The organism is Streptococcus sp. FSL K6-1323, assembly GCF_038630745.1.
Lineage (GTDB): Bacteria > Bacillota > Bacilli > Lactobacillales > Streptococcaceae > Streptococcus > Streptococcus salivarius_D.
Genome location: NZ_CP152039.1, coordinates 250,272 through 273,015 on the forward strand (window position 1 = coordinate 250,272; position 22,744 = coordinate 273,015).

23 protein-coding genes are annotated in these 22,744 nt (G+C 40.4%); 19 read left to right on the forward strand and 4 right to left on the reverse strand.

The window, feature by feature from the left end:
* Position 1: 1 nt before the first annotated feature.
* The 7 genes from NST80_RS01365 (at position 2) to greA (ending at position 10,612) form a co-directional block, all read left to right on the forward strand.
* On the forward strand, positions 2 to 1,987 hold the full coding sequence (locus NST80_RS01365) for a cell division site-positioning protein MapZ family protein (RefSeq protein WP_118172040.1): 1,986 nt from the start codon (positions 2 to 4) through the stop codon (positions 1,985 to 1,987).
* A 108-nt stretch (positions 1,988 to 2,095) separates the two neighbouring features.
* Entirely contained in the window at positions 2,096 to 5,191 is a 3,096-nt protein-coding gene (locus NST80_RS01370) for a DEAD/DEAH box helicase (protein ID WP_118172041.1), read from the forward strand.
* Positions 5,192 to 5,346: 155 nt separating this feature from the next.
* Positions 5,347 to 6,063 (forward strand): hypothetical protein, encoded by a 717-nt coding sequence (locus tag NST80_RS01375; protein WP_014633860.1) that lies wholly within the window; start codon positions 5,347 to 5,349, stop codon positions 6,061 to 6,063.
* A 26-nt stretch (positions 6,064 to 6,089) separates the two neighbouring features.
* On the forward strand, positions 6,090 to 7,418 hold the full coding sequence (gene murC, locus NST80_RS01380; RefSeq protein WP_022496367.1) for a UDP-N-acetylmuramate--L-alanine ligase: 1,329 nt from the start codon (positions 6,090 to 6,092) through the stop codon (positions 7,416 to 7,418).
* Between the two features lie 59 nt (positions 7,419 to 7,477).
* Entirely contained in the window at positions 7,478 to 7,972 is a 495-nt protein-coding gene (locus NST80_RS01385) for a GNAT family N-acetyltransferase (RefSeq protein WP_037610666.1), read from the forward strand.
* Between the two features lie 96 nt (positions 7,973 to 8,068).
* Entirely contained in the window at positions 8,069 to 10,045 is a 1,977-nt protein-coding gene (gene mltG, locus NST80_RS01390) for an endolytic transglycosylase MltG (RefSeq protein ID WP_104020621.1), read from the forward strand.
* 84 nt (positions 10,046 to 10,129) lie between these two features.
* Positions 10,130 to 10,612 carry a transcription elongation factor GreA gene (greA, locus tag NST80_RS01395; RefSeq protein WP_002883697.1) on the forward strand — a complete coding sequence of 161 codons (483 nt, stop codon included), beginning with the start codon at positions 10,130 to 10,132 and terminating at the stop codon, positions 10,610 to 10,612.
* A 167-nt stretch (positions 10,613 to 10,779) separates the two neighbouring features.
* Here greA and yidC read toward each other — a convergent pair whose 3' ends face one another.
* Both yidC and NST80_RS01405 read right to left on the reverse strand, forming a co-directional pair.
* A complete protein-coding gene (gene yidC / locus NST80_RS01400; protein ID WP_002886520.1) occupies positions 10,780 to 11,697 on the reverse strand; it encodes a membrane protein insertase YidC in 918 nt (305 codons plus the stop codon).
* Positions 11,698 to 11,783: 86 nt separating this feature from the next.
* The gene (locus NST80_RS01405) at positions 11,784 to 12,062 is read right to left on the reverse strand and encodes an acylphosphatase (protein WP_002886522.1); all 279 of its coding nucleotides are present in this window, start codon (positions 12,060 to 12,062) and stop codon (positions 11,784 to 11,786) included.
* A 102-nt stretch (positions 12,063 to 12,164) separates the two neighbouring features.
* Between NST80_RS01405 and NST80_RS01410 the strand changes: the two genes are divergently transcribed.
* The 3 genes from NST80_RS01410 to NST80_RS01420 all read left to right on the forward strand — a co-directional run bounded on the left by NST80_RS01410 (position 12,165) and on the right by NST80_RS01420 (position 14,220).
* Entirely contained in the window at positions 12,165 to 12,902 is a 738-nt protein-coding gene (locus NST80_RS01410) for an RNA methyltransferase (RefSeq protein WP_183138090.1), read from the forward strand.
* Between the two features lie 101 nt (positions 12,903 to 13,003).
* Positions 13,004 to 13,507, forward strand: a complete 504-nt coding sequence (locus NST80_RS01415; RefSeq protein WP_002883682.1) for an HD domain-containing protein — start codon at positions 13,004 to 13,006, stop codon at positions 13,505 to 13,507.
* Positions 13,508 to 13,530: 23 nt separating this feature from the next.
* The gene (locus NST80_RS01420; RefSeq protein ID WP_183138091.1) at positions 13,531 to 14,220 is read left to right on the forward strand and encodes a Bax inhibitor-1/YccA family protein; all 690 of its coding nucleotides are present in this window, start codon (positions 13,531 to 13,533) and stop codon (positions 14,218 to 14,220) included.
* Positions 14,221 to 14,257: 37 nt separating this feature from the next.
* Here the strand turns inward: NST80_RS01420 and NST80_RS01425 are convergent, their stop codons facing one another.
* Positions 14,258 to 15,394: a DUF5105 domain-containing protein gene (locus NST80_RS01425; protein WP_002883688.1), complete on the reverse strand. Its 1,137-nt coding sequence runs from the start codon at positions 15,392 to 15,394 to the stop codon at positions 14,258 to 14,260.
* Between the two features lie 137 nt (positions 15,395 to 15,531).
* Between NST80_RS01425 and NST80_RS01430 the strand changes: the two genes are divergently transcribed.
* Positions 15,532 to 16,785 (forward strand): diaminopimelate decarboxylase, encoded by a 1,254-nt coding sequence (locus NST80_RS01430; protein WP_002883679.1) that lies wholly within the window; start codon positions 15,532 to 15,534, stop codon positions 16,783 to 16,785.
* A 32-nt stretch (positions 16,786 to 16,817) separates the two neighbouring features.
* Here NST80_RS01430 and NST80_RS01435 read toward each other — a convergent pair whose 3' ends face one another.
* Positions 16,818 to 17,360 carry a TetR/AcrR family transcriptional regulator gene (locus NST80_RS01435; RefSeq protein ID WP_002883702.1) on the reverse strand — a complete coding sequence of 181 codons (543 nt, stop codon included), beginning with the start codon at positions 17,358 to 17,360 and terminating at the stop codon, positions 16,818 to 16,820.
* Between the two features lie 245 nt (positions 17,361 to 17,605).
* On the opposite strand from NST80_RS01435, the gene NST80_RS01440 reads away from it, so the two are divergent.
* From NST80_RS01440 to scpB, 8 genes are all read left to right on the forward strand, one after another.
* The gene (locus NST80_RS01440) at positions 17,606 to 17,857 is read left to right on the forward strand and encodes a YneF family protein (protein WP_002883695.1); all 252 of its coding nucleotides are present in this window, start codon (positions 17,606 to 17,608) and stop codon (positions 17,855 to 17,857) included.
* Positions 17,858 to 17,920: 63 nt separating this feature from the next.
* Entirely contained in the window at positions 17,921 to 18,736 is an 816-nt protein-coding gene (racE, locus tag NST80_RS01445) for a glutamate racemase (protein WP_183138092.1), read from the forward strand.
* On the forward strand, positions 18,729 to 19,703 hold the full coding sequence (locus tag NST80_RS01450) for a nucleoside-triphosphate diphosphatase (protein ID WP_183138093.1): 975 nt from the start codon (positions 18,729 to 18,731) through the stop codon (positions 19,701 to 19,703). Before racE ends, NST80_RS01450 begins: the two co-directional genes overlap by 8 nt.
* Positions 19,685 to 20,206 carry a metallophosphoesterase gene (locus tag NST80_RS01455; RefSeq protein WP_002886530.1) on the forward strand — a complete coding sequence of 174 codons (522 nt, stop codon included), beginning with the start codon at positions 19,685 to 19,687 and terminating at the stop codon, positions 20,204 to 20,206. Before NST80_RS01450 ends, NST80_RS01455 begins: the two co-directional genes overlap by 19 nt.
* A complete protein-coding gene (cbpB, locus tag NST80_RS01460; RefSeq protein ID WP_002883680.1) occupies positions 20,203 to 20,685 on the forward strand; it encodes a cyclic-di-AMP-binding protein CbpB in 483 nt (160 codons plus the stop codon). Before NST80_RS01455 ends, cbpB begins: the two co-directional genes overlap by 4 nt.
* Entirely contained in the window at positions 20,639 to 21,400 is a 762-nt protein-coding gene (gene xerD / locus NST80_RS01465; RefSeq protein ID WP_183138094.1) for a site-specific tyrosine recombinase XerD, read from the forward strand. The genes cbpB and xerD overlap by 47 nt, the downstream gene beginning before the upstream one ends.
* On the forward strand, positions 21,400 to 22,113 hold the full coding sequence (locus NST80_RS01470; RefSeq protein ID WP_049529105.1) for a segregation/condensation protein A: 714 nt from the start codon (positions 21,400 to 21,402) through the stop codon (positions 22,111 to 22,113). Before xerD ends, NST80_RS01470 begins: the two co-directional genes overlap by 1 nt.
* Positions 22,106 to 22,687: an SMC-Scp complex subunit ScpB gene (gene scpB / locus NST80_RS01475; protein ID WP_049529104.1), complete on the forward strand. Its 582-nt coding sequence runs from the start codon at positions 22,106 to 22,108 to the stop codon at positions 22,685 to 22,687. Before NST80_RS01470 ends, scpB begins: the two co-directional genes overlap by 8 nt.
* Positions 22,688 to 22,744: the final 57 nt, after the last annotated feature.

Below are 22,744 nucleotides of genomic sequence, written 5' to 3' on the forward strand. Positions count from 1 at the left end.
CGTGTCAGAAGATAAAACACAAAATGGCTATGAAGGTAGCCAAGAGCTAGATTTCCAAGATGCCAAGGAAATGACAGTCGGTGAGGCTGTCCGCAAAGAAGCTGAGATTAATGCTGGTGTAACAGAAACAGATAGCATTTTGGATAAGTATATCAAGCAACACCGTGAAGAAGTTGCCTCACAAAAATTTTCAAAGAAAATTGAAGCTGACGGCGATACATCACCTTTGGATGCTTTTATTCAAAAGCAACGTCAGGAGTTTGCGGATTCAGGTTTGATTAGCCAATCAATGGCTAATGAGTCAATCAACTCAACAACAGCTACTGAAGAAGTAACACCGGTCACATTTGGTTTTGGTGCTACAGATAACAAAGCTGATGAAACTCAATCTCATATTGACAAGCAGTTGCCGAATGCTCCTGTTGAACCTGAGGTTATTGCAGAACCAGAAAGTCAAAGTTCTGAAGTTATCATTACGTCAACGAATGCTGATCGTTTCATCACGTCAGAAACAGAAAAATTTGACCTTGGTGATGCACTTGCTGATTCCTCTACTTTAACTAATCATCCAGCCTATAACGATGCATTGGTCGATAATATTGATGATAACAATCCTTTGATTGCTAACATTGATGATCCAGAACCACAAAATCCTGTTGTCGCCAATATTGATGATACTGAGCCACAAGCTTCAAACCCTTTGTTGGATGATGTTACTATCTCAGACACTATCGATTTGGCGGCTATTGCATCAACAGTGGCAGGGGTAACTGGAGTAAAAGCTGATGAAGAAAAGACAACACCAAAAGTGTCTATGGCAGTTAATCACCCATCTGCAGAAGACAGAATCTCTTCAGAATCTATTTCGCCATCGCATAAGAGTGCCTTTGATGGTGACATTCCAGTTTACCGCCGTAAAGGTGTTGTTATCGGTGCTCTAGCAGTTCTTGCTTTAGCTATTATTGGTGGTAGCTATGCTCTTTATAAGGGAACACATAGCCAATCGGCAAAAACAACAAGCACAGCTTCTTCAGCAGTGACGTCATCATCAAGCAAGGACACGGCAGCTGCTGATAATAAGGCCTTCGAAGAAATGTATAAGAATTTCTTCACAGATGACGAGCAAACAAAACTCGCTAATGATCAATTTGGTAAGCTATCAGATTTGGAAAAACTGCTCAAGAAATTGGAGAAAACCAAGTATTATGATGCAGCTAAGAAAAAATATGATAATTTGAAGAAGCAAATTGAAGCTGTACAAAAGATTAACAGTCAGTTTGAGTCAGATGCTCTTGTAGATGGTAGCTATAATGCCTCTATCGCTGTTAAATCCGATGCTAACTTTAATAATCTTCCAGAAAGTGTAACAACAACTGGGAATGCGAGTCTTGATAGCACTATTCAAGAAGCTATTAAGGGTGGTAAGACTCAGCTTGAAGAAAAAGCTAAGGCTGCGAGCGCAACATCTGCAGCGACAGCTGCTGATAGCGCCAATACTGCTAGTCCTGCTGCACCTTCAGGTGATAACACGTCTGGAGCAGCTTCTAATAGTGGTGGTTCGGCTGCATCAAATACTTCTGGAGCGCAAAATGGATCAGCTAACTCAGGTTCAACTGGTGCGACTGGAGGAACTACTGGTGGTTCGGCTGCAGCTTCAACAGTTGTAACACGCGGAATCACAAATTATAACCCATCAATCCTTCAACGTGACCGCTCACGTGTGCCTTATAATGCAAACGTAGTAGCAGATACAAGTAACCCAGCTTGGATTTGGGCTGACGGTGTTCTTGATAAGATTATCGAAACATCACACTCACGTGGTTACTTCTCAGGAGATAACTTCATCCTTGAGCCAGTTAACATCATCAATGGTAATGGTTACTACAACTTGTACCTTCCAGATGGAACTTACCTCTTCAGTATCAACTGTAAGACAGGTTACTATGTTGGTAATGGTTCAGGTCACTCAGATAAACTGGATTATTAATAATAATCTGCGACACTCCTTAGGGAGTGTTTTTTGTTTTATCTTGGTGAAGGCCTAGTTTATAAGGATTTTGTGCTATAATAGAGGGATAAGATAGGGGTGAATACTATGGCAAAATTGATGCCGGGTAGAGTCCGTAATGAGGGTATTGAACTTTTTGAAAAGGATCTCATTACCATTCATCAGGTCTCAGAAACTCAGTTGGATACAACAGTTGACCAACATCATTTAATTTATGCACTCAATGATTCTGAAATCACGTGTGACTGTGATTATTTTGCTCAAAAAGGCTATTGTCCCCATTTGGCAGCGGTTGAGTATTATCTAAAAAACGATAAAGAAGGCCAGCGCCTCTTGGCAGAACTGGAAGAGGAACAAGAGTCTTCTCAGGGCCAAGAGCGATGTCACTCTTTTGGTGGTTTATTTTTAGAAGGCCTTTCCCTGAATGAAGATGATACCGTTAGATATAGCTTGATGGTAGAGGGAGAGGAATCTACCTTTGGCTCAGAGATTTGGTGGAGTATACGTTTACGTCGTTTACCAGATGAACGTTCTTATGTTATTCGAGATATTCCTGCCTTCCTCAAACTTGTGGAGGCTGAAGGTTATTATCAGATAGGTAAGAACTACTATGAACCCCTATCGCTTATTCAATTTGACCAGGCTTCACAGGAATTTTTAGACTTCCTAGGACGGATGATTCCAGATGAAGCCAAGACTAATTTAGACTTTATTTTACCGAATAATGCACGTCACCTTTGTCTCCCTTACGGTTTTTTTGAGGAAGGTTTGAGACGGATGCAAGATTTGGATGGCTTTAGGTTTGAATGGGAAGGAACCGAATATCGCCAACTTTTGGTCGAGGATTTGACTGCTGATGCTCATCTCTTCTCGTTTGATATTTGTGTCGAGCCCAAGATGATTGAATTGACTGTCGCTGAGAAGAATAGTCAGGCCTTTTTTAATAATCGTATTCTCTTTTATCAAGGTGTTTTTTATCGTCTGAATAGAAAACAACAAAAACTTTTGGTTGGCTTACGCTCTCTTCCAATCGGAAGCGATTTGAATAAGCACGTCAGCTTTAATCTCGATGAACAAGCCATCTTGGCTGCTAGTCTTTTTGATTTTAAGACTATGGGGCCAGTTAAGGCACCAAAAGCTTTTAATATCAAGGATTTTACACCGAGATTTCACTTTGATCTGAAAGGTGACAGTGAGATTATTCTTACATTAGCCTTTGATTTTGATGGTTTCTTGGTACATGATCGCCAAGAGTTGAGTCATTTAGGATTTACCAGTAACTATCGTCATGAGCAGGCAGTTTTTCGTTTGATGTCTAAGCATGGATTCATCCCTGATTTTCAGTCATCTAAACGATTAAGTAGCAGTCAAGAGCTCTATGATTTCTTTACAAATACTCTATCAGATTTTGAAAATGCAGGAACGGTTCTGATTGGACAGGAGTTACGTGACTTACGGGTTGAGCAGAGTCCACAGGTTCAGGTAGAGCGTCAGGGAAATTTATTAGATATTTCCTTTGATTTTTCAAGTCTTGACGACGAAGATGTGGATCATGCTTTAGCAGCCTTGATGGAAAGCTCGCCCTATTTTATCAATCGTAGTGGTCAGTTGATTGTTTTTGACGAAGCGACGCATCGTATTAGTGAGAGTCTCAAAACTCTGAGAGCTCGTTACTCAGGAAAAGGTCACCTAGAACTCAATCAATTAACTGCCTATCAATTGATGGATGCTCTTTCAGAAAGTGATTCTGTTCGTTTTTCAAAAGATTTCCAACTCTTAACGCAACATTTGAGTAAGCCAGAGACCTTTGATTTGCCAACCTATAAGGTAGAAGCTGGCCTTCGTCCCTACCAGGAAAGAGGTGTTCAGTGGCTATCGATGTTGCATCACTATGGTTTTGGCGGTATCTTGGCCGATGATATGGGGTTGGGGAAAACTTTGCAAACTATTGCCTATCTCTCTGCACATTTAGAAGAAGGACAACGAGTTTTGGTTTTGTCACCATCAAGCCTGATTTACAATTGGCAGGATGAGTTTAAAAAGTTTGCCCCTCAGTTAGATGTAGCGGTTTCTTATGGACTCAAGCCAAAACGTGATGACATCATTGCTGAAGACCACCAGATTATTATTACAAGCTACGCTTCCTTCCGTCAGGATTTTGATGCTTACAAGGCTGGCAAATATGACTATCTCATTCTCGATGAGGCTCAGGTCATGAAGAATACACAGACAAAGATTGCCCAATATCTACGTGATTTTTCTGTTCCACATTGCTTAGCACTATCTGGAACGCCTATTGAAAATCATTTGTTGGAGATTTGGTCTATTTTCCAGATTATTCTACCAGGACTTTTACCAGCTAAGAAAACGTTTCTTAAGTTAACACCTAAGGAAGTGGCTAGGTATATTTCTCCCTTTATTCTAAGACGTAAAAAAGAGGAGGTCCTTCCTGATCTCCCAGATTTGATTGAAATCACTCACCAAAGTGAATTGTCAGATGCTCAAAAGGCTATCTATTTAGCACAATTGCAACAGATGCAACAAGGATTAATTTCGGCAAGTGATCAGGAAATCAACCGTCGTAAGGTGGAAATCTTGTCAGGAATTACCCGCTTACGACAAATCTGTGATACCCCAGCTCTCTTTATGGACTATGCGGGAGATAGCGGAAAATTAGATAGCCTTAGAGAGTTGCTTAGCCAAATTAAGGAGTCAGACCATCGTGTCCTTATCTTTTCACAATTTCGTGGGATGTTAGATATTACAGAGGGGCTCTTACAAGAATTAGGAATTTCCTCATATAAGCTAACAGGGTCAACACCATCTGATAGTCGTCAGGAGATGACCAGAGCCTTCAATCAAGGAAGTCGAGATGCCTTTTTGATTTCTCTGAAAGCAGGAGGAGTGGGACTGAATCTAACTGGTGCTGATACGGTTATTCTGATTGACCTTTGGTGGAATCCAGCGGTAGAAATGCAGGCTATTAGTCGTGCGCATCGTATAGGTCAGGAACAAAATGTCGAAGTTTACCGTTTGATTACAAGAGGGACTATTGAAGAGAAAATTCTTGAGCTTCAAGAAGGCAAGAAAAACCTGGTAACAACCGTCTTGGATGGCAATGAAAGCCGTGCCAGCATGACCGTTGAGGATATTAAAGAAATTCTTGGTATTGCAATATCTTAATTTGTTATATTTGATATTGGAATACTAAGAGGTGAAAATGCTACTAGGCAAATCTTTTGAATTAGGTTATAATAGAATATTGCAAGACGTATCTTCCCATTCCCGATTATTTATATTAAGATACGCATCATCTCGAAAATGAAAGGAAGTCTTTTATGCATCGCCAAAGACGACAATTTCCGCTGATTCCAGACGGGGAACCTTGCTTGCAAGAACCGGTCTCTATGCGCCTATACGAAAATGAAGATTTAATCACAAATATCCGTGGCCCTTACCAAGATAAGGACTACAATGATTTGTTGCCGAACTATGATTTCTTGTCAGCTAAGCCTAGCAATCGTAAGCAGGCTCCAAAACGAGTGGAGACACAAGAAGCTGGCATGACTTATGCTGAGGAAGCCCGTGAAAAGGCTAAGCGTGATGTACGTGAGAAACGCCAAAAATTCCTCCGCCAAGAAGTTCAACAAACCAAACATACTAATAGCCGTCAACTGACTGCTAAGCCTAAGGTAGAAGCTAAACCAAGCTTTGAGGCCACTGTTGAGCCAGCTGCTGTAACAACGGATAAAGGACCAGTGACAGCCTCTATCTTGGGAGCTCCTGTAAGTGCTATCAAGCGAACTTTAGCACCTAATGGGAAGCACTCAAAGATCCATCACTTGGCAAATCGTCTGCAACAAGATTCTTACATCTTGGCAGAAGTGGCTCCAACCTATCAACAGCCTAGTAACCCATCTCGTAAGAACGTCAAGAAAAATAGCTATGACTTCTTGAAACGTAGCCAGGTTTATAATTACCCAGAACGTCAAACTTACCGTGAACACCGAGTTGCTCAAGAATTAAATTTGACGCATTTAGAAGACGCAAACTAATCGCAGTGCGATTGTAAGGAGAAACTATGTCAAAAACTTATCATTTTATTGGAATTAAAGGATCTGGTATGTCAGCTTTGGCTTTGATGCTCCACCAAATGGGACACAAGGTTCAAGGTTCAGATGTGGAAAAATATTACTTCACTCAACGTGGTCTTGAGCAAGCAGGTATCCCTATTCTTCCCTTCGATGAAAAAAACATCACAGAAGATGTTGAATTGATTGCTGGAAATGCCTTTCGTGAAGATAATAACGTTGAAGTTGCTTATGCGATTAAAAATGGCTACAGCTTTAAGCGTTACCACGAGTTCTTGGGTCACTTCATGGATCAATTCACTAGCTTTGGTGTGGCAGGTGCACATGGTAAGACTTCTACAACAGGTCTCTTGTCACATGTTATGAAAAATATCACAGACACGTCATATCTTATTGGTGACGGAACTGGACGAGGTTCTGCTAATGCGCAATACTTTGTCTTTGAGTCTGATGAATATGAACGTCATTTCATGCCATACCACCCAGCATACTCAATCATCACTAACATTGACTTTGACCATCCTGATTACTTTACAAGTATCGATGATGTGTTCTCTGCCTTTGATGATTATGCTAAGCAAGTGCAAAAAGGACTCTTTGTTTACGGTGAGGATCCACACCTTCGTAAGATTACAGCCAATGCGCCAATCTATTACTATGGTTTCGAAGAAAATGATGACTTTATAGCAACAGACATTGTGCGTACAACGACAGGGTCTAATTTCAAGGTGAAACATGATGGACAAATCCTTGGAGAATTCCATGTGCCAGCCTATGGTCGTCACAATATCTTGAATGCAACTGCGGTTATTGGGAACCTCTATGTAGCTGGTTTTGACATGGACTTGGTTGCGGAACACCTTAAAACTTTCTCAGGTGTTAAACGCCGTTTCACAGAGAAAATTATCAGTGGTACTGTTGTCATCGATGACTTTGCCCACCATCCAACTGAAATTATTGCAACGCTTGATGCAGCACGTCAAAAGTACCCATCTAAAGAGATTGTTGCTATTTTCCAACCACATACCTTCACACGTACCATCGCCCTTCTTGATGAATTTGCTGAAGCTTTGAGTGAAGCAGATGCTGTTTATTTGGCGCAAATTTACGGTTCAGCGCGTGAGGTTGACCATGGTGATGTTAAGGTTGAAGATCTTGCTGCTAAGATCAATAAACCTGCCAAAGTGGTTACAGTTGAAAATGTCTCACCTCTCCTTGACCATGACAATGCTGTTTATGTCTTTATGGGAGCTGGGGACATCCAACTTTACGAACGCTCGTTCGAAGAGCTCCTAGCAAGCTTGCAAACACACATGTAATATATTAAGGGCTGTAGCGATTTCGCTCAGCTCTTTCTCTTAATAGAAAGGAATTTGATATGCTTATTCGACATGCCCGAGAGGATGATTGGGCTGATGTTGTTCGTATCGAACAAGAAAATTTTTCGCCTGAAGAGGCTGCAACTCCAGAGGCTATTGCAGAGCGTTTAGAGACGATTTGTGATACCTTTCTAATTGCTGAAATTGATGGCGTTGTAGCTGGTTACATCGAAGGACCTGTGATTGCGGAACGTTATCTCACAGATGACCTGTTCCATAAAGTGGCTCCTAATGCTAGTCAAGGAGGTTTTATTGCAGTGACTAGTTTGTCTATCTCCAAAGACTTTAAAGGGCAAGGTATTGGAACAGCCTTGATTGCAGCGCTTAAAGATCTGGCTATTGCTCAAAAACGCCAAGGTATTAGTTTGACTTGTCATGATTACTTGATTGCTTACTATGAGATCAATGGTTTCACTGATGAGGGAGAATCGGAATCAAATCATGGTGGAAGCTCTTGGTATAATATGGTCTGGGAGAACCCAGAAACCCATTGATTTCAGTGTTACGTTACTGTGACAAAGGACCAATTGATTTGCATTAACTGACTTTTTAAGATATAATGGCGTTTGTTACTATAGAGGAGGTATGCCTTGACGGACAAGTTTAATGAACACTCGGAAGCTTCTGAAGATAGCCTAAGCTTCAAAGATCAGATTCTCCGAGACTTACAAGAAGCGACACGGCTCCGTTCTCTTCGTGAGGAGGAGCATAATAAAAGTGCAACTATGCCCGAGACACCACTTTCAACGTCAGCTGAGAGCGCTACAACTCGTAGTGATTCAGTGTCTAATAAAGTAAGTAACCAAGATTTTAGTTCACATTCTGTTTCTCACAGTGCCTTTGCTAAATCTATGACTTCTGAGACAGCCCGAGATTCTCAACAAGATAGTCTTAGCTTGTTTTCAGATTCTCAAGCGGAGTCTTTAGTATCTGATGCTCATTCAAACCTAGCGTCTATTCCTAAAGAGCCAATTGAGGAGGAGAAAAAGGTAAATATTCCTCAGGAGACTGAAACGTCGAAACGTCGTTTTAAACGTCCAGTTTGGGAAACTAGCCTTAACGAAGCATCTGAAGAGGAGTATATTCCTGCAGATGTTGCCAAGGAGCTCATTGAAGCTAAGTCTAACGAAGCTATTTATACAGACCCTAAAGAATTGGAGGCCAAATTGACCTCAGAACGTCAAAAAGAAGCATTCTTGCAGGAACATCATGCAACAAGTGACCAAGCGTCGCAAGAAAAGGTTCAATCAGAGCTAGTAGCTGATGGTAATGAGGATGATGAGAGTATTTCTCTAGAACCCTCTGGAAAACCTAAGAAAAAGAAAGGCAAGAAAGTGAAGAAGAAAAAGTCTTCGCCAAAAGATGGTAAACAGGCTGACATTGTCGACGAAGAGCCGATTTCACGTTCTAACCGAAATCACAAACGCAATAAAAATAACCGTCGTGCTGGTAAAATTGCAAGAAACATTATCATCTTCTTGCTACTTATCTTGTCAGTAGCTACATTCTTTGGTTATCGCTATGTTAGTGATGCTGTTGGCGCAAAAGATGTTAATTCAACTAAGTTTGTTAGTGTTGAAATTCCTGAAAATTCAGGTAGCAGTTATATCGGCCAACTCTTGGAATCAGCTGGTGTTATTAAGTCTGGTAAGGTCTTTAATTACTATACCAAGTTTAAAAACATCTCAAATCTGAAAAGTGGTTACTACAACCTTCAGGCTAGCATGACCATGGATGAAATTATTGAGGCACTTCAGAAAAAAGGTAGTGATAAACCTCAGGAGCCATCTCTTGGTACGGTCTTAGTCAAAGAAGGATATACCATCGATCAAATTGCCAAGGCAGTTGAGGTTAATTCGTCAGCTAAAAAAGGCAAAAAAACATCAACTGGACTTAAGGCGAAAGATTTCTTGAAATTGATGAAGGATGATGCTTTCATTACTAAGATGAAAGCGAAGTACCCAACCTTGTTGGCAAACCTTCCAAATGCTACGGATGCTAAGTATGTCCTAGAGGGTTATCTGTTCCCAGCAACTTATAACATTCATGATGATACGACGGTGGAGTCTTTGGCAGAGGAAATGTTGTCAACGATGGATACCTACCTATCACCTTACTATGCGACGATTTCATCTAGTGGACACAATGTTAATGAGATTTTGACCCTAGCTTCTCTTGTTGAAAAAGAAGGAGCTACAGATGACGACCGTAAAAATATTGCGAGCGTCTTCTATAATCGTCTAAACTCAGACATGGCTCTACAAAGTAATATCGCAGTTCTTTATGCTCTTGGAAAACTTGGTCAGGAAACGACCTTGAAAGAAGATGCAACTATTGACACAAACATTGACTCCCCTTATAATGATTATGTTCATAAGGGGTTGATGCCAGGTCCTGTGGACAGTCCTAGTCTGTCTGCGATTGAAGCGGTTATCAATCCATCATCTACCAAGTACATGTACTTTGTGGCAGATGTAACCACTGGTAATGTCTATTTTGCTGAAAGCTATGAAGAGCATCAGCATAATGTTGAAACTTACATTAACAGCAAACTAAAAGATAAATAGTCTGATTGGCTAGTTAAAATCAAGCAAACGAATAGTGATTCTAACGATACAGCCAACGGCTCAAAAAATAGAAAAGAGAAAAAAATGGCAGAAAAAACATATGTAATGACACAAGCAGAGAAAGAACAACTTGAAGCGGAATTGGAGGAGTACAAACTCGTCCGTCGTCCAGAAGTTGTAGAACGTATTAAGATTGCACGTTCTTATGGTGACCTTTCAGAAAACTCTGAGTATGAAGCAGCCAAAGACGAGCAAGCCTTTGTTGAAGGACAAATTCAAATTCTTGAAACAAAAATTCGTTATGCAGAAATCGTTGATAGTGATGCTGTTGCTAATGACGAGGTTGCAATTGGTAAAACTGTTGTTGTTCAAGAAGTTGGTACAAACGACAAAGATACTTATCATATCGTTGGTGCAGCCGGTGCTGACATCTTTTCAGGTAAGATTTCAAATGAAAGCCCAATTGCTCAAGCCTTGATTGGTAAGAAAGTTGGCGACAAAGTCGCTATCGAATCACCAGCAGGTAGCTACTCTGTAGAAATCCTTAGTGTAGAAAAAACAGCCTAAGTGACTGTTGGCATTAAGGTGTCCAATATTTGAAACTAGTGGGAGTGAGACAAAACAGTTGTTCTGTCGCACTCCCTTTTTGGTTGCCGGCGCTATTAGGAGTTAGGCTAGTCTGAATTAATCTATAAGAAAAGCACTCTTGGTATTTGCCAAGAGTGCTTTGTAGCTTATTTACGATTTTGCTTACCGGCGTTACGGTTTTTCTTTGGTTTACTTGCAATTGCTTGAGTATTTTTTGGTGTTACATCTTTACGCTTGATTGGTGTAGTACGAGGTGCTTTTGGAGGGTTCTTTTTGAACTCTTCAGCAACTTTTTCTTTCAAGCGAGGTTTGATGATGTAGTTGGTAATCAACTGTTGGATAATAGAGAAGATACCACCAACGAACCAGTAGAGGATTACGGCTGCAGGTGAGCTGATACCAAAGAAAATCATCATGATCGGCATACTGTACATCGTCGCTGCCATTTGTTTACGTTGCTCTTCAGGAACTTGTTGAATAGACAACCAAGATTGGAAGTAGTAAAGAGCTGCGATGATGATAATCAATGGGAAGTCACGGTGACCAAGGTTAAACCAGAGGAAGTTATCTTGAAGTACACCAGGAGTGTAACGTGCTGCGTAGTAGAGTGCTGAGAAGAATGGGAACTGAATTAATAGAGGAAGACAGCCGACACCACCCATCAAGCTTAGACCGTTTTCACGCTGAGCTTGCATGAGTTCAGACTGGGCAGCCATTTTTTCTTCTTGAGTTTCAGCGTTACGCAAACGTTCGTTGATTGGTTCCAAGATAGGCGCAAGGTATTCACGTTTTGCTGATTGGTAGGCTGCGCTACGAGATTGGTGAAGACCAAGTGGCAAGATAATCAAACGAACAATGATGGTAACAAAGATAATACCAAGACCAAAGCCGAGACCAAGATTATCTGCGAAGTAGGTGATGACGTGGCTCATAGGGCGACCAAGGAGGTTCCAGACCCAACCAGTAGGATTACCAGACTTATCAAGGCTCACACATCCTGATAGGAAGAGTAGCATGCTGGCAGCAAGCCCCATCAGGGCTAGACGTTTTTGATTTTTATTCACAATATCATTCCTTTTGTTTTTTAGTTATACTTGTCTATTTTACCTTTTTTTAAGGAAGAGAACAAGCTAAAAACGGTGGCTTCCTCTTAATTAGCCATCCGAAAATCGCTGTAATTTGAGAAGTTTGCCATGGTCACATCGACATAGGTTACTTTAGACCATTTTGAAGGTCCTTTTCGAACTTCTTGAATAAATTTAGCTAACTTAGCAGGATTTTCTGACTGAGCTAGGATTTCAACAGTTCCGTCGTCATTATTCCAAACCCGACCGTATATATCTCCAATATCTAGTGCTAGAGCATAGGTTGAATAACGAAAACCAACACCTTGGACTCTTCCTGAGACTAATAATCTTACTTTTTGCATGGTCCACGACCTCCTTTTGAAAGCTCTTTCCTTTAGTATAATCCTTGCTATAAAGTCGGTCAAGTCCAAGATTTATCAAGGAATTTCTGCTATAATGAGTGTATGGAAATCATTCAATCAAAGCAAAATGCTAGCATTAAATCTGCTAGAAAATTATTGCAGCGCAAGCACCGTAAAACTAGCTATCTTTTAGAAGGATGGCATCTTTTTGAGGAAGCAAAGGCAAGTGGTGCCGATATTCTTCAAGTTTTCGTGCTTGAGGAAATGGCTAATCGTGTGGCTAATATGGATAAGGTGAAGTTGGTTAGTCCAGAGGTGCTCAAGGAGCTCTGTGAAACCCAGACCCCCCAAGGGATTGTGGCAGAAGTTGCTAAACAATCTCAAGCCTTGCCAGAATCTCTCTCAGGGAAGTATCTTCTCTTGGAGGATGTTCAGGATCCTGGCAATGTAGGAACAATGATTCGCACAGCGGATGCCGCAGGTTATGACGGAGTCTTTTTGTCAGATAAATCAGCTGATATTTATAATCAGAAGACCTTGCGTTCTATGCAGGGAAGTCATTTCCATCTTCCAATCTATCGTGGACCTATTCTTGACATGGTTGAGGCTTGCAAAAAGCAAGGGGTACCTGTTTTGGCAACGACTCTCTCAGATATTTCTGTTGACTATAAAGCAGTTAAGACAGATGGCAATTTTGCCTTAGTGATGGGAAATGAAGGTCAGGGAATTAGTCAGGAAATGGCTGAGTCTGCTGATCAACTCGTACATATTAGCATGCCAGGTCAGGCGGAGAGTTTGAATGTTGCTGTTGCAGCAGGAATTCTCATGTTTAGTCTCTAGGTCTCAAGGATGATTTTAGGAGAAAACAACTGACTTTTAAAGTAATTTTAAGCACTAGTGGTATAATGAAGAAGCATTAGAAACATTAATGAGGTATTATTATGAAACGACCAGAAGATGATAAAGAATTCATGGAAGTTGTGGGACATTTGATTTCACACCCACGTTTTCAAAAATTGGATGGGATTGTACAGCACCATCATTCGACACGTTTAGAACACTCGGTTAATGTTAGTTACACCAGCTATAAGATTGCTAAAAAATTTGGCTGGGATGCCAAGAGTACTGCTCGAGGCGGTCTCTTACATGATTTTTTCTATTATGATTGGCGAGTGACTAAATTTAATAAGAGTCATGCTTGGGTACACCCACGTATTGCTGTTCGTAATGCCAGAAAGCTTGTAAATCTAAACAAAAAAGAAGAGGATATTATCCTCAAGCATATGTGGGGAGCAACGATTGCACCGCCGAAGTATAAGGAATCTTATATTGTTACGATGGTGGATAAGTATTGGGCGGTTAAAGAAGCGGCGACACCCTTACGAAACCGAATTAAAAATCGTAAGTTTTTCCGTCGTAAGACCCTACAAAGCCACCACCAATAATTCATTATTTTTAGGAGATAACTATGGAATCAAATGCAATTTATACGACTAGTGATGCGGGCTTAAGCCGCTTTTTCGGAAAGATTTATGGCCTTGTCGGTATAGGAGTGGGACTTTCAGCAGTCATTTCTTATCTGATGCTCTTTCCTCTCTCACATGTTTTTGTCAATATTCTCATGAATTATTCTTGGGTTTACATGGCAGCCCTCTTTTTAGAGTTTGGTTTGGTCTTTTTGGCTAGCGGTGCTGCACGAAGAAATACACCTGCGGCCCTACCTCTATTTTTGGTTTACTCCGCTTTGAATGGATTTACACTTAGTTTTATCATCGTTCAATATACGCAAGCCATAGTTTTTCAAGCCTTCCTTAGCACTGCCATTGTTTTCTTTATCATGGCCCTTATCGGAGTTAGTATTAAGCGAGATCTATCAGGCATGGCTAAATTCCTTATGGCAGTCTTGATTGGGATTATTGTGGCTAGCTTGATTAATATTTTCTTTGCAAGTAGCATGATGAGTTTTGTGATTAGTATTGTATCAATTCTTATTTTCTCTGGTTTAATTGCCTACGATAACCAGTTGATTAAAAAGGTTTACTACGGTGCCAATGGTCAGGTTACAGATGGATGGGCAGTATCTATGGCGCTTAGTCTTTACTTGGATTTCATTAACTTATTCTTGAATATCTTGCGACTCTTTGCTAGACGTAATTAGTAAAAAAATCAGCCATCTGGCTGATTTTTTTTAATGTCTAATAGTTTTTTGTAAGTGTCCCTTGCTGACCTGTGTAAGCGTAGAAGAGTGGGTAGTAATCCCATTTTCCGACATAGCTATCTTTATCTGGGAAGGCCCACTTGTCGTCTTTTTTAGTAAGCTCGACTGAGTAATTATCAAAGATATTTGTTCCTTCTGTCTTTGGTGCTGATGGACTTACTTCTTTGATTGAATTCGGTAGGTAAGTTTCCATGTAGTATTGTCTTGTTAGTTGGTCGACATTTCCAGCGTTAGCACCATTGCTTTGTAGGTAGTTTTTAAGGTCATCTGTGAGATTTGGGTGATTAGCACCATAGGCATCGTCTGCAGCTTTCATACTGATAGTTGACATGCTGACGTTAAACTCTGCTTTATCTTTAGCGACGATAATGTTATCAACAGTGTAGCTACCGCGTTCACGGTTAGCAGTTTGGACCCAACCAAAAACTTTTGGAATTTCATCACCGGTTGGTTTGATGTTATCAGTTGCATCATAGCTGTATTGAAGGCTATCTGAGAAATATTGGTTAAGTTCTCCCTTAGCTTTATCCAAGTCGTTAGAAACAAATTTACTGTAGTCTTTGCTTTCACCACCTAGAAGAACTGCGTTGAAATAAGCATCAACAGCCTTTTTAACATTGGTCGTTGTTTTACCATCGAAATCTTTTAGGTTAGTAGAAACCGTTTGACCTTCTGTTTTTTCATCTTTTGATTCAAAGTAGAGTTTGTAGCTTTCGTCATTGCTAACTTCGAAAAAGAGGGAGACAGTCTTGTAGTCGTCAGCTTCAATTTTTCCAAAATCATCTGTAGCATCTTCTACATTTTTGTTTTTATTGAAGAGAGTAGGTAGGTCACTCTTGTCGAGCTTGCTTGCTGTGACTTTCTTACCATCCTTATCTTTGAGGTAGAATTGTTTAGCAGACGTTTTGAGTTCGTTTTCCATATCTTCTGAGGTATTCTCGAGTTTGAATGAGACTTCAACCAAGGTTTGGTCATCCTTGAGTTTGAGATCGCTTCCGGACATGTAGACAATATCGTTAACAGAAAGCTTGGCATCGAGTTTTGGCTTGGCACATGCCGATAATGTCAAGACTGCTGCTAGAGCAAGTGCCCCAGAATAAAGATATTTTTTCATAAATAATCCCCCATTATTTTATTTAGGTTATATGACTATTGTATCATGAAATATGCCTTGAGATTATTAGAAAATTGGGTTTCAAGCCTTTTCTTATGCTATAATAGGGTTACTATTGTAAAAAAATGGAGAATAAAATGACAAAAACACCTTTTATTACAGCTGATAAACTTGAAAAAATCACTGCAGAATTTCCGACCCCTTTCCATCTTTATGATGAAAAGGGCATTCGTGAAACAGCACGTGCAGTTAATGCAGCCTTTTCGTGGAATCCAGGTTTTAAGGAATTCTTTGCTGTAAAAGCAACACCTAATCCAGCAATCCTCAAAATCTTGAAGGAAGAAGGGTGTGGTGTCGATTGTGCGACCGATACAGAGCTTGTCATGAGTAAGAAAATTGGTTTTGATAGTAGTGCCATTAGCTTTACGTCTAATGATACACGTGCAGAAGAGTTTGTTTACGCTCGTGATATTAATGCGACAATTAACCTTGATGCTTACGAAGATATCTTTTTCTTGGAAGAGGCTGCAGGACTTCCTGAAACCCTTTCTTTGCGCTTTAACCCAGGGGGCGTCTTCTCTCTCGGTACTGATATCATGGATCATCCTGAAGAATCAAAATTTGGGATGACTAAGGAACAGCTCTTCAAAGGCTATGCCTACCTTAAAGAAAAAGGAGTGAAATCATTCGGCTTGCATGCTTTCTTAGCGTCAAATACAGTAACGAATGAGTATTACCCAACCTTGGCTGCTCAACTGTTTGAATTGGCGGTAGAAATCAAGAATGAACTTGGTGTTAGTCTTGACTTTATCAACTTATCAGGTGGTGTTGGAGTGGACTACACACCAGCCAATAAACAAAATGATATTGCCGTTATCGGTGAAGGGGTTCATGCTAAATTTGATGAAATCCTTGTTCCGAATGGTCTTGGACATATCAGTATTTACACTGAACTTGGGCGTTTCATGACAGCACCTCATGGCCTTGTCGTGACTAAGGTTCTTCATATTAAGGACACTTATCGTCGCTATGTTGGTGTAGATGCTTCTGCGGTTAACTTGCTTCGTCCAGCTATGTACGATGCCTACCACCACATAACGAATATGACTAATCCAGATGGTGACATTCAAGTAGTTGATGTGACAGGTTCACTTTGTGAAAATAATGATAAGTTTGCTAAGAACCGTGAATTGCCAGAAGCTCGTATTGGAGATACATTGGTTATCCACGACACAGGTGCTCATGGTTTCTCAATGGGTTACAACTATAATGGACGTCTTCGTTCTGCAGAAATTCTCTACCAAGAAGATGGCACAGCTCGTATGATTCGTCGTGCAGAGACGATGAATGATTACTTTGCCACTCTTGATGGTTTTGATTTTGATATTTAACAAAAAATAAGCTAGGCCTTAAAGACTCTAGCTTATTTTACTTTAATGATGACAGCTTCAAGAATGATATCGGCTAACTCCTCAGGGGATTCGATACAGCCTTCTTTGAGCCATAGTGTTAAAATGGTAACAATGGTGCTAACATAAACTTCCAATGAATATTTAGCAGGGATATGATAGCTTTGTTCCATGAGTTCTGTAACATTTTCAATATCAGAGTTAAGGATAGTCTCGATAATGAATTCACGAATCATCTCATTGATGTTTGGAATGTGTGTCATCAAGGTGAGACAGAGTTTTTGATTTTCCTTAAGATATCGTAGCATTTCAGTGACAACACCTTCTTGGTAGGTCATGTCTTCCTGAAGAATACTTGAGATTTTATCTAAAATCTTTGAGAAGGTTGTTTCAACCAAATCTTCCTTATTTGAATAGTAGTAGTAGAAGGTCGGTCTGCTGAGATTTGCCTTCTTGATGATATCTGTGATGCTGATTTGTTCGAGTGAACTCTCCTCTAAGAGTTCAATAAATGCGTTGACAATTTTTCGTTCGGAAATAGTTGCTTCCTTGAGCATAAATAAACCCCTTTATATAAACATAATAATAATTCCACAACCTATATAATAACCTATTTTTGTTCTAGAAATCTTACAAGTCCTTTACAGTTGTAAGTGAAAAATACTGAAAGTCTCATTTTATCGGTATTTTAAACGAAAAAACTATTTTTCTAGGCGTTTTTCAGAATCAACGTCTTATTTGTCAGTAGGGGCCATTTTTGCTATAATATAAGGTAAATCAACGTTATAGGAGAAATGAATTTATGAACACCGTCCTTTGGATTATTCTTGTTTTTGTAGCCCTTTTGGGTGGTTTTTATGGAGGCGCTTACTTTGCCCGCAAACAAATGGAGAAAGAATTGGCTGAAAATCCTCGTTTGAATGTGGACGCTGTTCGTACCATGATGTCAGCTGCGGGTCAAAAACCAAATGAAGCAAAAGTGCGTCAAACATATAACCAAATTATCAAACAACAAAAACAAGCACTTGCAGATAGCAAGAAAAAGAAAAAATAATGGTGGGGAGCTGGGACGTGAATCTCAGCTTTTTACATGTAACCTAGGGGATAAGGAGGTAAGATGGATAATCGACCTATAGGATTTTTAGATTCTGGTGTCGGAGGACTGACGGTGGTACGTGAACTTAAACGTCAGTTGCCTCACGAGTCTATTGTTTATATTGGTGACTCTGCTAGGGCACCGTATGGTCCTAGACCAGCAGAACAAATCAGACAGTATACCTGGCAGTTGGTTAAATTCCTTCTGACCAAAGATGTAAAGATGATTGTTATTGCCTGTAATACGGCAACGGCAGTAGTTTGGGAGGAAATCAAAGGAGCCTTAGATATCCCAGTGCTAGGTGTGGTTTTGCCTGGTTCTAGTGCGGCTATTAAGTCTAGCCAATCGGGTCATATTGGTGTCATTGGGACTCCAATGACGATTGCCTCTAACATCTATGAACAAAAAATTAAGCATTTGGCACCACAAATGAATGTCTTGAGTTTATCTTGTCCTCGCTTTGCCCCTATTGTTGAATCCAATGAAATTAACTCAAGTGTGGCTAAAAAAATTGTTTATGAAAGCATGGCACCTTTAGTCGGTAAGGTAGATACCTTGGTTTTGGGTTGCACCCATTACCCACTTTTACGTCCCATCATCCAAAATGTTATGGGGCCAAGTGTCAAGCTAATTGATAGCGGAGCGGAAACAGTTCGTGATGTTTCTGTTTTGCTCAATTATTTTGAGATTAATCGCAGCCGTGAAGTCGAAGACAAGACGGAAGAATATTACACCACGGCTAGTGTGCTTGGTTTTAAAGAAATCGCAGAACAATGGCTGGGTGAAGAAGTTGCTGTCCAACATGTCGATTTGGGCAAGGAGTTAGAAAATGACTAAATCAATTTTTGAATATAAAGACGAACAAGACTGGTATTTGGCTAGTTTTGGAAGCTACAATCACTTGACTTGTTTTGGTGGTGATGAGGCCTACGAGCAATTTGTTGACTTTTTCCAAGCTTTGACTAACGTTTTGGCTGTTAGTGGCTTTCAGTTACATATTGCGAAATATTCTTCAGACCTTCGCTTGGTATCCTTTATTTTGGATTGCTTGAAAGAGGAAACTGGTCGTGACCTAGCCGTTACGCAACATCAAGGGGCTTTGGTAGTTAGTGAAGCAGATAAGCTTGTCTATGTGCATGTGCCTAGAGAAGGTGTTGCCTTGAGTGATTTCTTTGGTTCTGATAATAAATCAGACTTTGGTGATGTCCTATTGATTGCGACACGCAATGAAGGAAAAACCAAGGAATTTCGTAAACTATTTGGAAAACTAGGCATTAAGGTAGAGAATCTTAATGATTATCCAGATCTTCCTGAAGTTGCCGAAACGGGTATGACCTTTGAAGAAAATGCACGCTTGAAGGCGGAAACCATTTCTGAATTAACTGGTAAAATGGTCCTCTCAGATGACTCTGGTTTGCAGGTAGATGTTCTTGGAGGTTTACCAGGAGTTTGGTCTGCGCGCTTTGCTGGTCCTGATGCTACGGATGATGAAAATAATGCTAAATTATTACACGAGCTGGCTATGGTGCTTGATGATAGCAAACGTACTGCGAACTTCCATACAACCCTAGTTGTTGCAGCCCCTGGACGTGATAGTTTGGTTGTTGATGCCGACTGGAAGGGTTATATTGGCCGAGAACCGAAAGGTGACAATGGTTTTGGTTATGATCCACTCTTTTTAGTTGGTAATACGGGTAAAACGGCAGCAGAGCTTTCTGCAGAAGAGAAAAATGAACAATCTCACCGTGGACAAGCTGTTAAGAAACTTATGGAGGTCTTCCCAGCATGGCAGAACAAACAATAATCGTAATGAGCGACTCCCATGGAGAACGTGACATTGTAGTAGATATAAAAAATCGTTATCAGGGGAAGGTAGATGCTATTTTCCATAACGGAGATTCTGAGTTAGAATCAAGTGATCCTGTCTGGGAAGGTATCCATGTGGTTCGTGGCAACTGTGATTATGATTCAGGTTATCCAGAACGTTTGGTCGTAAAACTTGGTGATGTGATTATTGCACAAACACATGGTCATCTTTATGGCATTAATTTTACCTGGGACAAGTTAGATCTTTGGGCGCAACAAGAGGATGCAGATATTTGCCTCTATGGCCACTTGCATGCGGCAGCAGCTTGGCGAAATGGTAAGACAGTGTTTATCAACCCAGGATCTGTTTCACAGCCACGTGGACCTATCCATGAGAAACTTTATGCTAAGGTGATTATAAACAGTTCAAAAATTCGTGTAGAATATTACACACGTGACCATGAACTTTATTCAGAACTTACACAGGAATTTGAACGATGATTGCTAAAGAATTTGAAGATTTTTTGTTGGCTCATTTAGATAATTATTTAATTCCATCAGATCAGGTTGCTATTTTTATTGATAGTCACAACGCTGATCATGTGGTCTTGCTTTTGACAAGCAATGGTTATTCGCGCGTTCCCGTTTTGACTAAGGATAAGCACTATCTTGGGACCATATCTTTGACAGATATTAAGCGTTATCAAGATGAACATAACTTGCAAGAGTGGGAGATGGTTAACCGTGATATCGGACCGATGACATCAGATGTCGTGGAAACAGTGGAAGATAATGCCAATCTAAATGAGGTAATGCATAAGCTAGTTAATAATCCTTTCCTTCCTGTGGTTGACAGCCAAGGTATTTTCAAAGGAATTATCACACGAAAATCGATTCTAAAGGCGGTTAATAGCCTCTTACATGACTTTACACATGACTATATCATCATTCCAAAAACAACTGACAACTCAGATCACTGATTTTCTGGCTACTAAGGTCATTTCGGAGAGTTCAAAGCAAGCTTATGCTTATGATCTTAAGCAGTTTGCAACGTCGATTTCAGGACAAATTGATCAAACCAGTCTCAAGCTCTATGAAAACCAACTGAAGGAATGGAAGCCATCCGTACAAAAGCGTAAGCGCTCTGCGGTCAATCAATTTTTGCTATACCTCTATCAAAAGGGTGAATTAGAGAAATTTTTCAAACTATCAGAGACGGTTACAATACCTTCTCAGGAGGATAAGTTGCGAATACTGGATTTTTCATCGCTTTATGAGGGGCGTGAAGGGGTTGGTAAGCTGGCTTGTCTGCTGATTCTAGAGTTGGGACTCTTACCTTCAGAGATTTTGGAGTTGGACTGGGCCGATATTGACTTGGATTTTGGTGTTGTAACTGTGGCCAAGGGAAGCACTAAGCGTGTTCTCAGACTTGAAGCAGATGTGAAGCAGTATTTGTTGGCTATTAAAGATGCGAACAGCCAGGGCTTGCTTTTGGGTAAGCTCTATACTCGACAATGGCTGTATAAGCAAATCCAGACTTATGTTAGTGACTGTGGTTTATCGAATGTAACCGCTCAAGTCTTGCGTCAGCAATTTATTCTTAGACAGATTGAAAAGGGAACGGGCGCCTTTGAACTTGCTCGTTTACTGGGACTAAAAAGTCCAGTGACCTTGGAGAAATACTACAAAACCTAATGGATATTAAGTTAAAAGATTTTGAGGGGCCACTGGATTTGTTGCTCCATCTGGTTTCTAAGTATGAGGTAGATATTTACGATGTTCCCATTGTTGAGGTTATCGAGCAATACTTGGCTTATTTAGCAACCTTGCAAGCCATGAAGCTTGAAGTTGCAGGGGAATATATGCTTATGGCTAGTCAGCTCATGCTGATTAAGAGTCGTAAGCTTCTGCCCACAGTGGTGGAAGCTGAGCCTGAAGCAGATGATCCAGAACTAGAGCTCTTGAGTCAATTGGAAGAATATGCACGCTTCAAAGCAGCTAGTCAAGAGTTGGCTAAGCAGCATGAAGTACGAGCTCAGTATTTTTCAAAACCAAAAGTTGAATTGGTTTATGAAGATGTGACGCTGAATCAGGATAAGACTATTCAAGACATTTTCTTGGCTTTTTCAAAAATCATGGCTGAAAAGCAAGAAGAAATTCGTCGAAACCACACAACCATTGCGCGTGACGATTATAAAATTGAAGACATGATGCTGATTATTGAGGAAGCATTTGGCTCAAAAAATGAGCTGTATCTGGATGAACTTTTCACGGATGCTAAGGATATGAATCAAGTAATCACCCTCTTTTTGGCAACTCTTGAATTGATTAAGGTACATCGCATATCAGTACATCAGGAAACAATTTTTGGTACAATCACACTAAGAAAGGAATGGACGAATGAGTAGTCACTTAGCACGATTAGAAGCTTTACTTTTTGTGGCAGGTGAAGATGGTCTTAGTCTACGTACTATGGCACAGCTTTTGGAAATGCCAGTGACGGGTCTGACCCAGTCCTTGGAGAAATTGCAAGCCAAGTACGCGGCAGATGAGGATTCAGCTCTTTGTTTATTGGAATCGTCAAATACCTATAAGCTGGTGACTAAGCCAGATTTTGCAAGTCTCCTTCGTGACTATTCTAAAACGCCTATTAACCAGAGTCTATCACGAGCGAGTCTTGAGGTCCTCTCTATAGTTGCTTATAAACAGCCTATTACACGTGCTGAAGTCGATGACATTAGAGGTGTTAATTCTAGTGGTGCTATTGCTAAACTTCAGGCCTTTGATCTCATTCAAGAGGCTGGTAAAAAAGATGCTGTCGGTCGTCCTAACCTATATGCGACTACTGATTATTTCCTAGACTTTATGGGGATTAATAGTTTAGAGGAACTTGTTGCTATTGATCAACTAGAACTTGAAGAGCAAGAAACGAGTCTCTTTAGGGAAGATGCTCCAGAGGAGCTTGAGGACTTGGACAATTAAGAGTAAACCTTGTTGAAACTAATCATTAAAAATAAAGAAACATAGCAGAGATGCTAG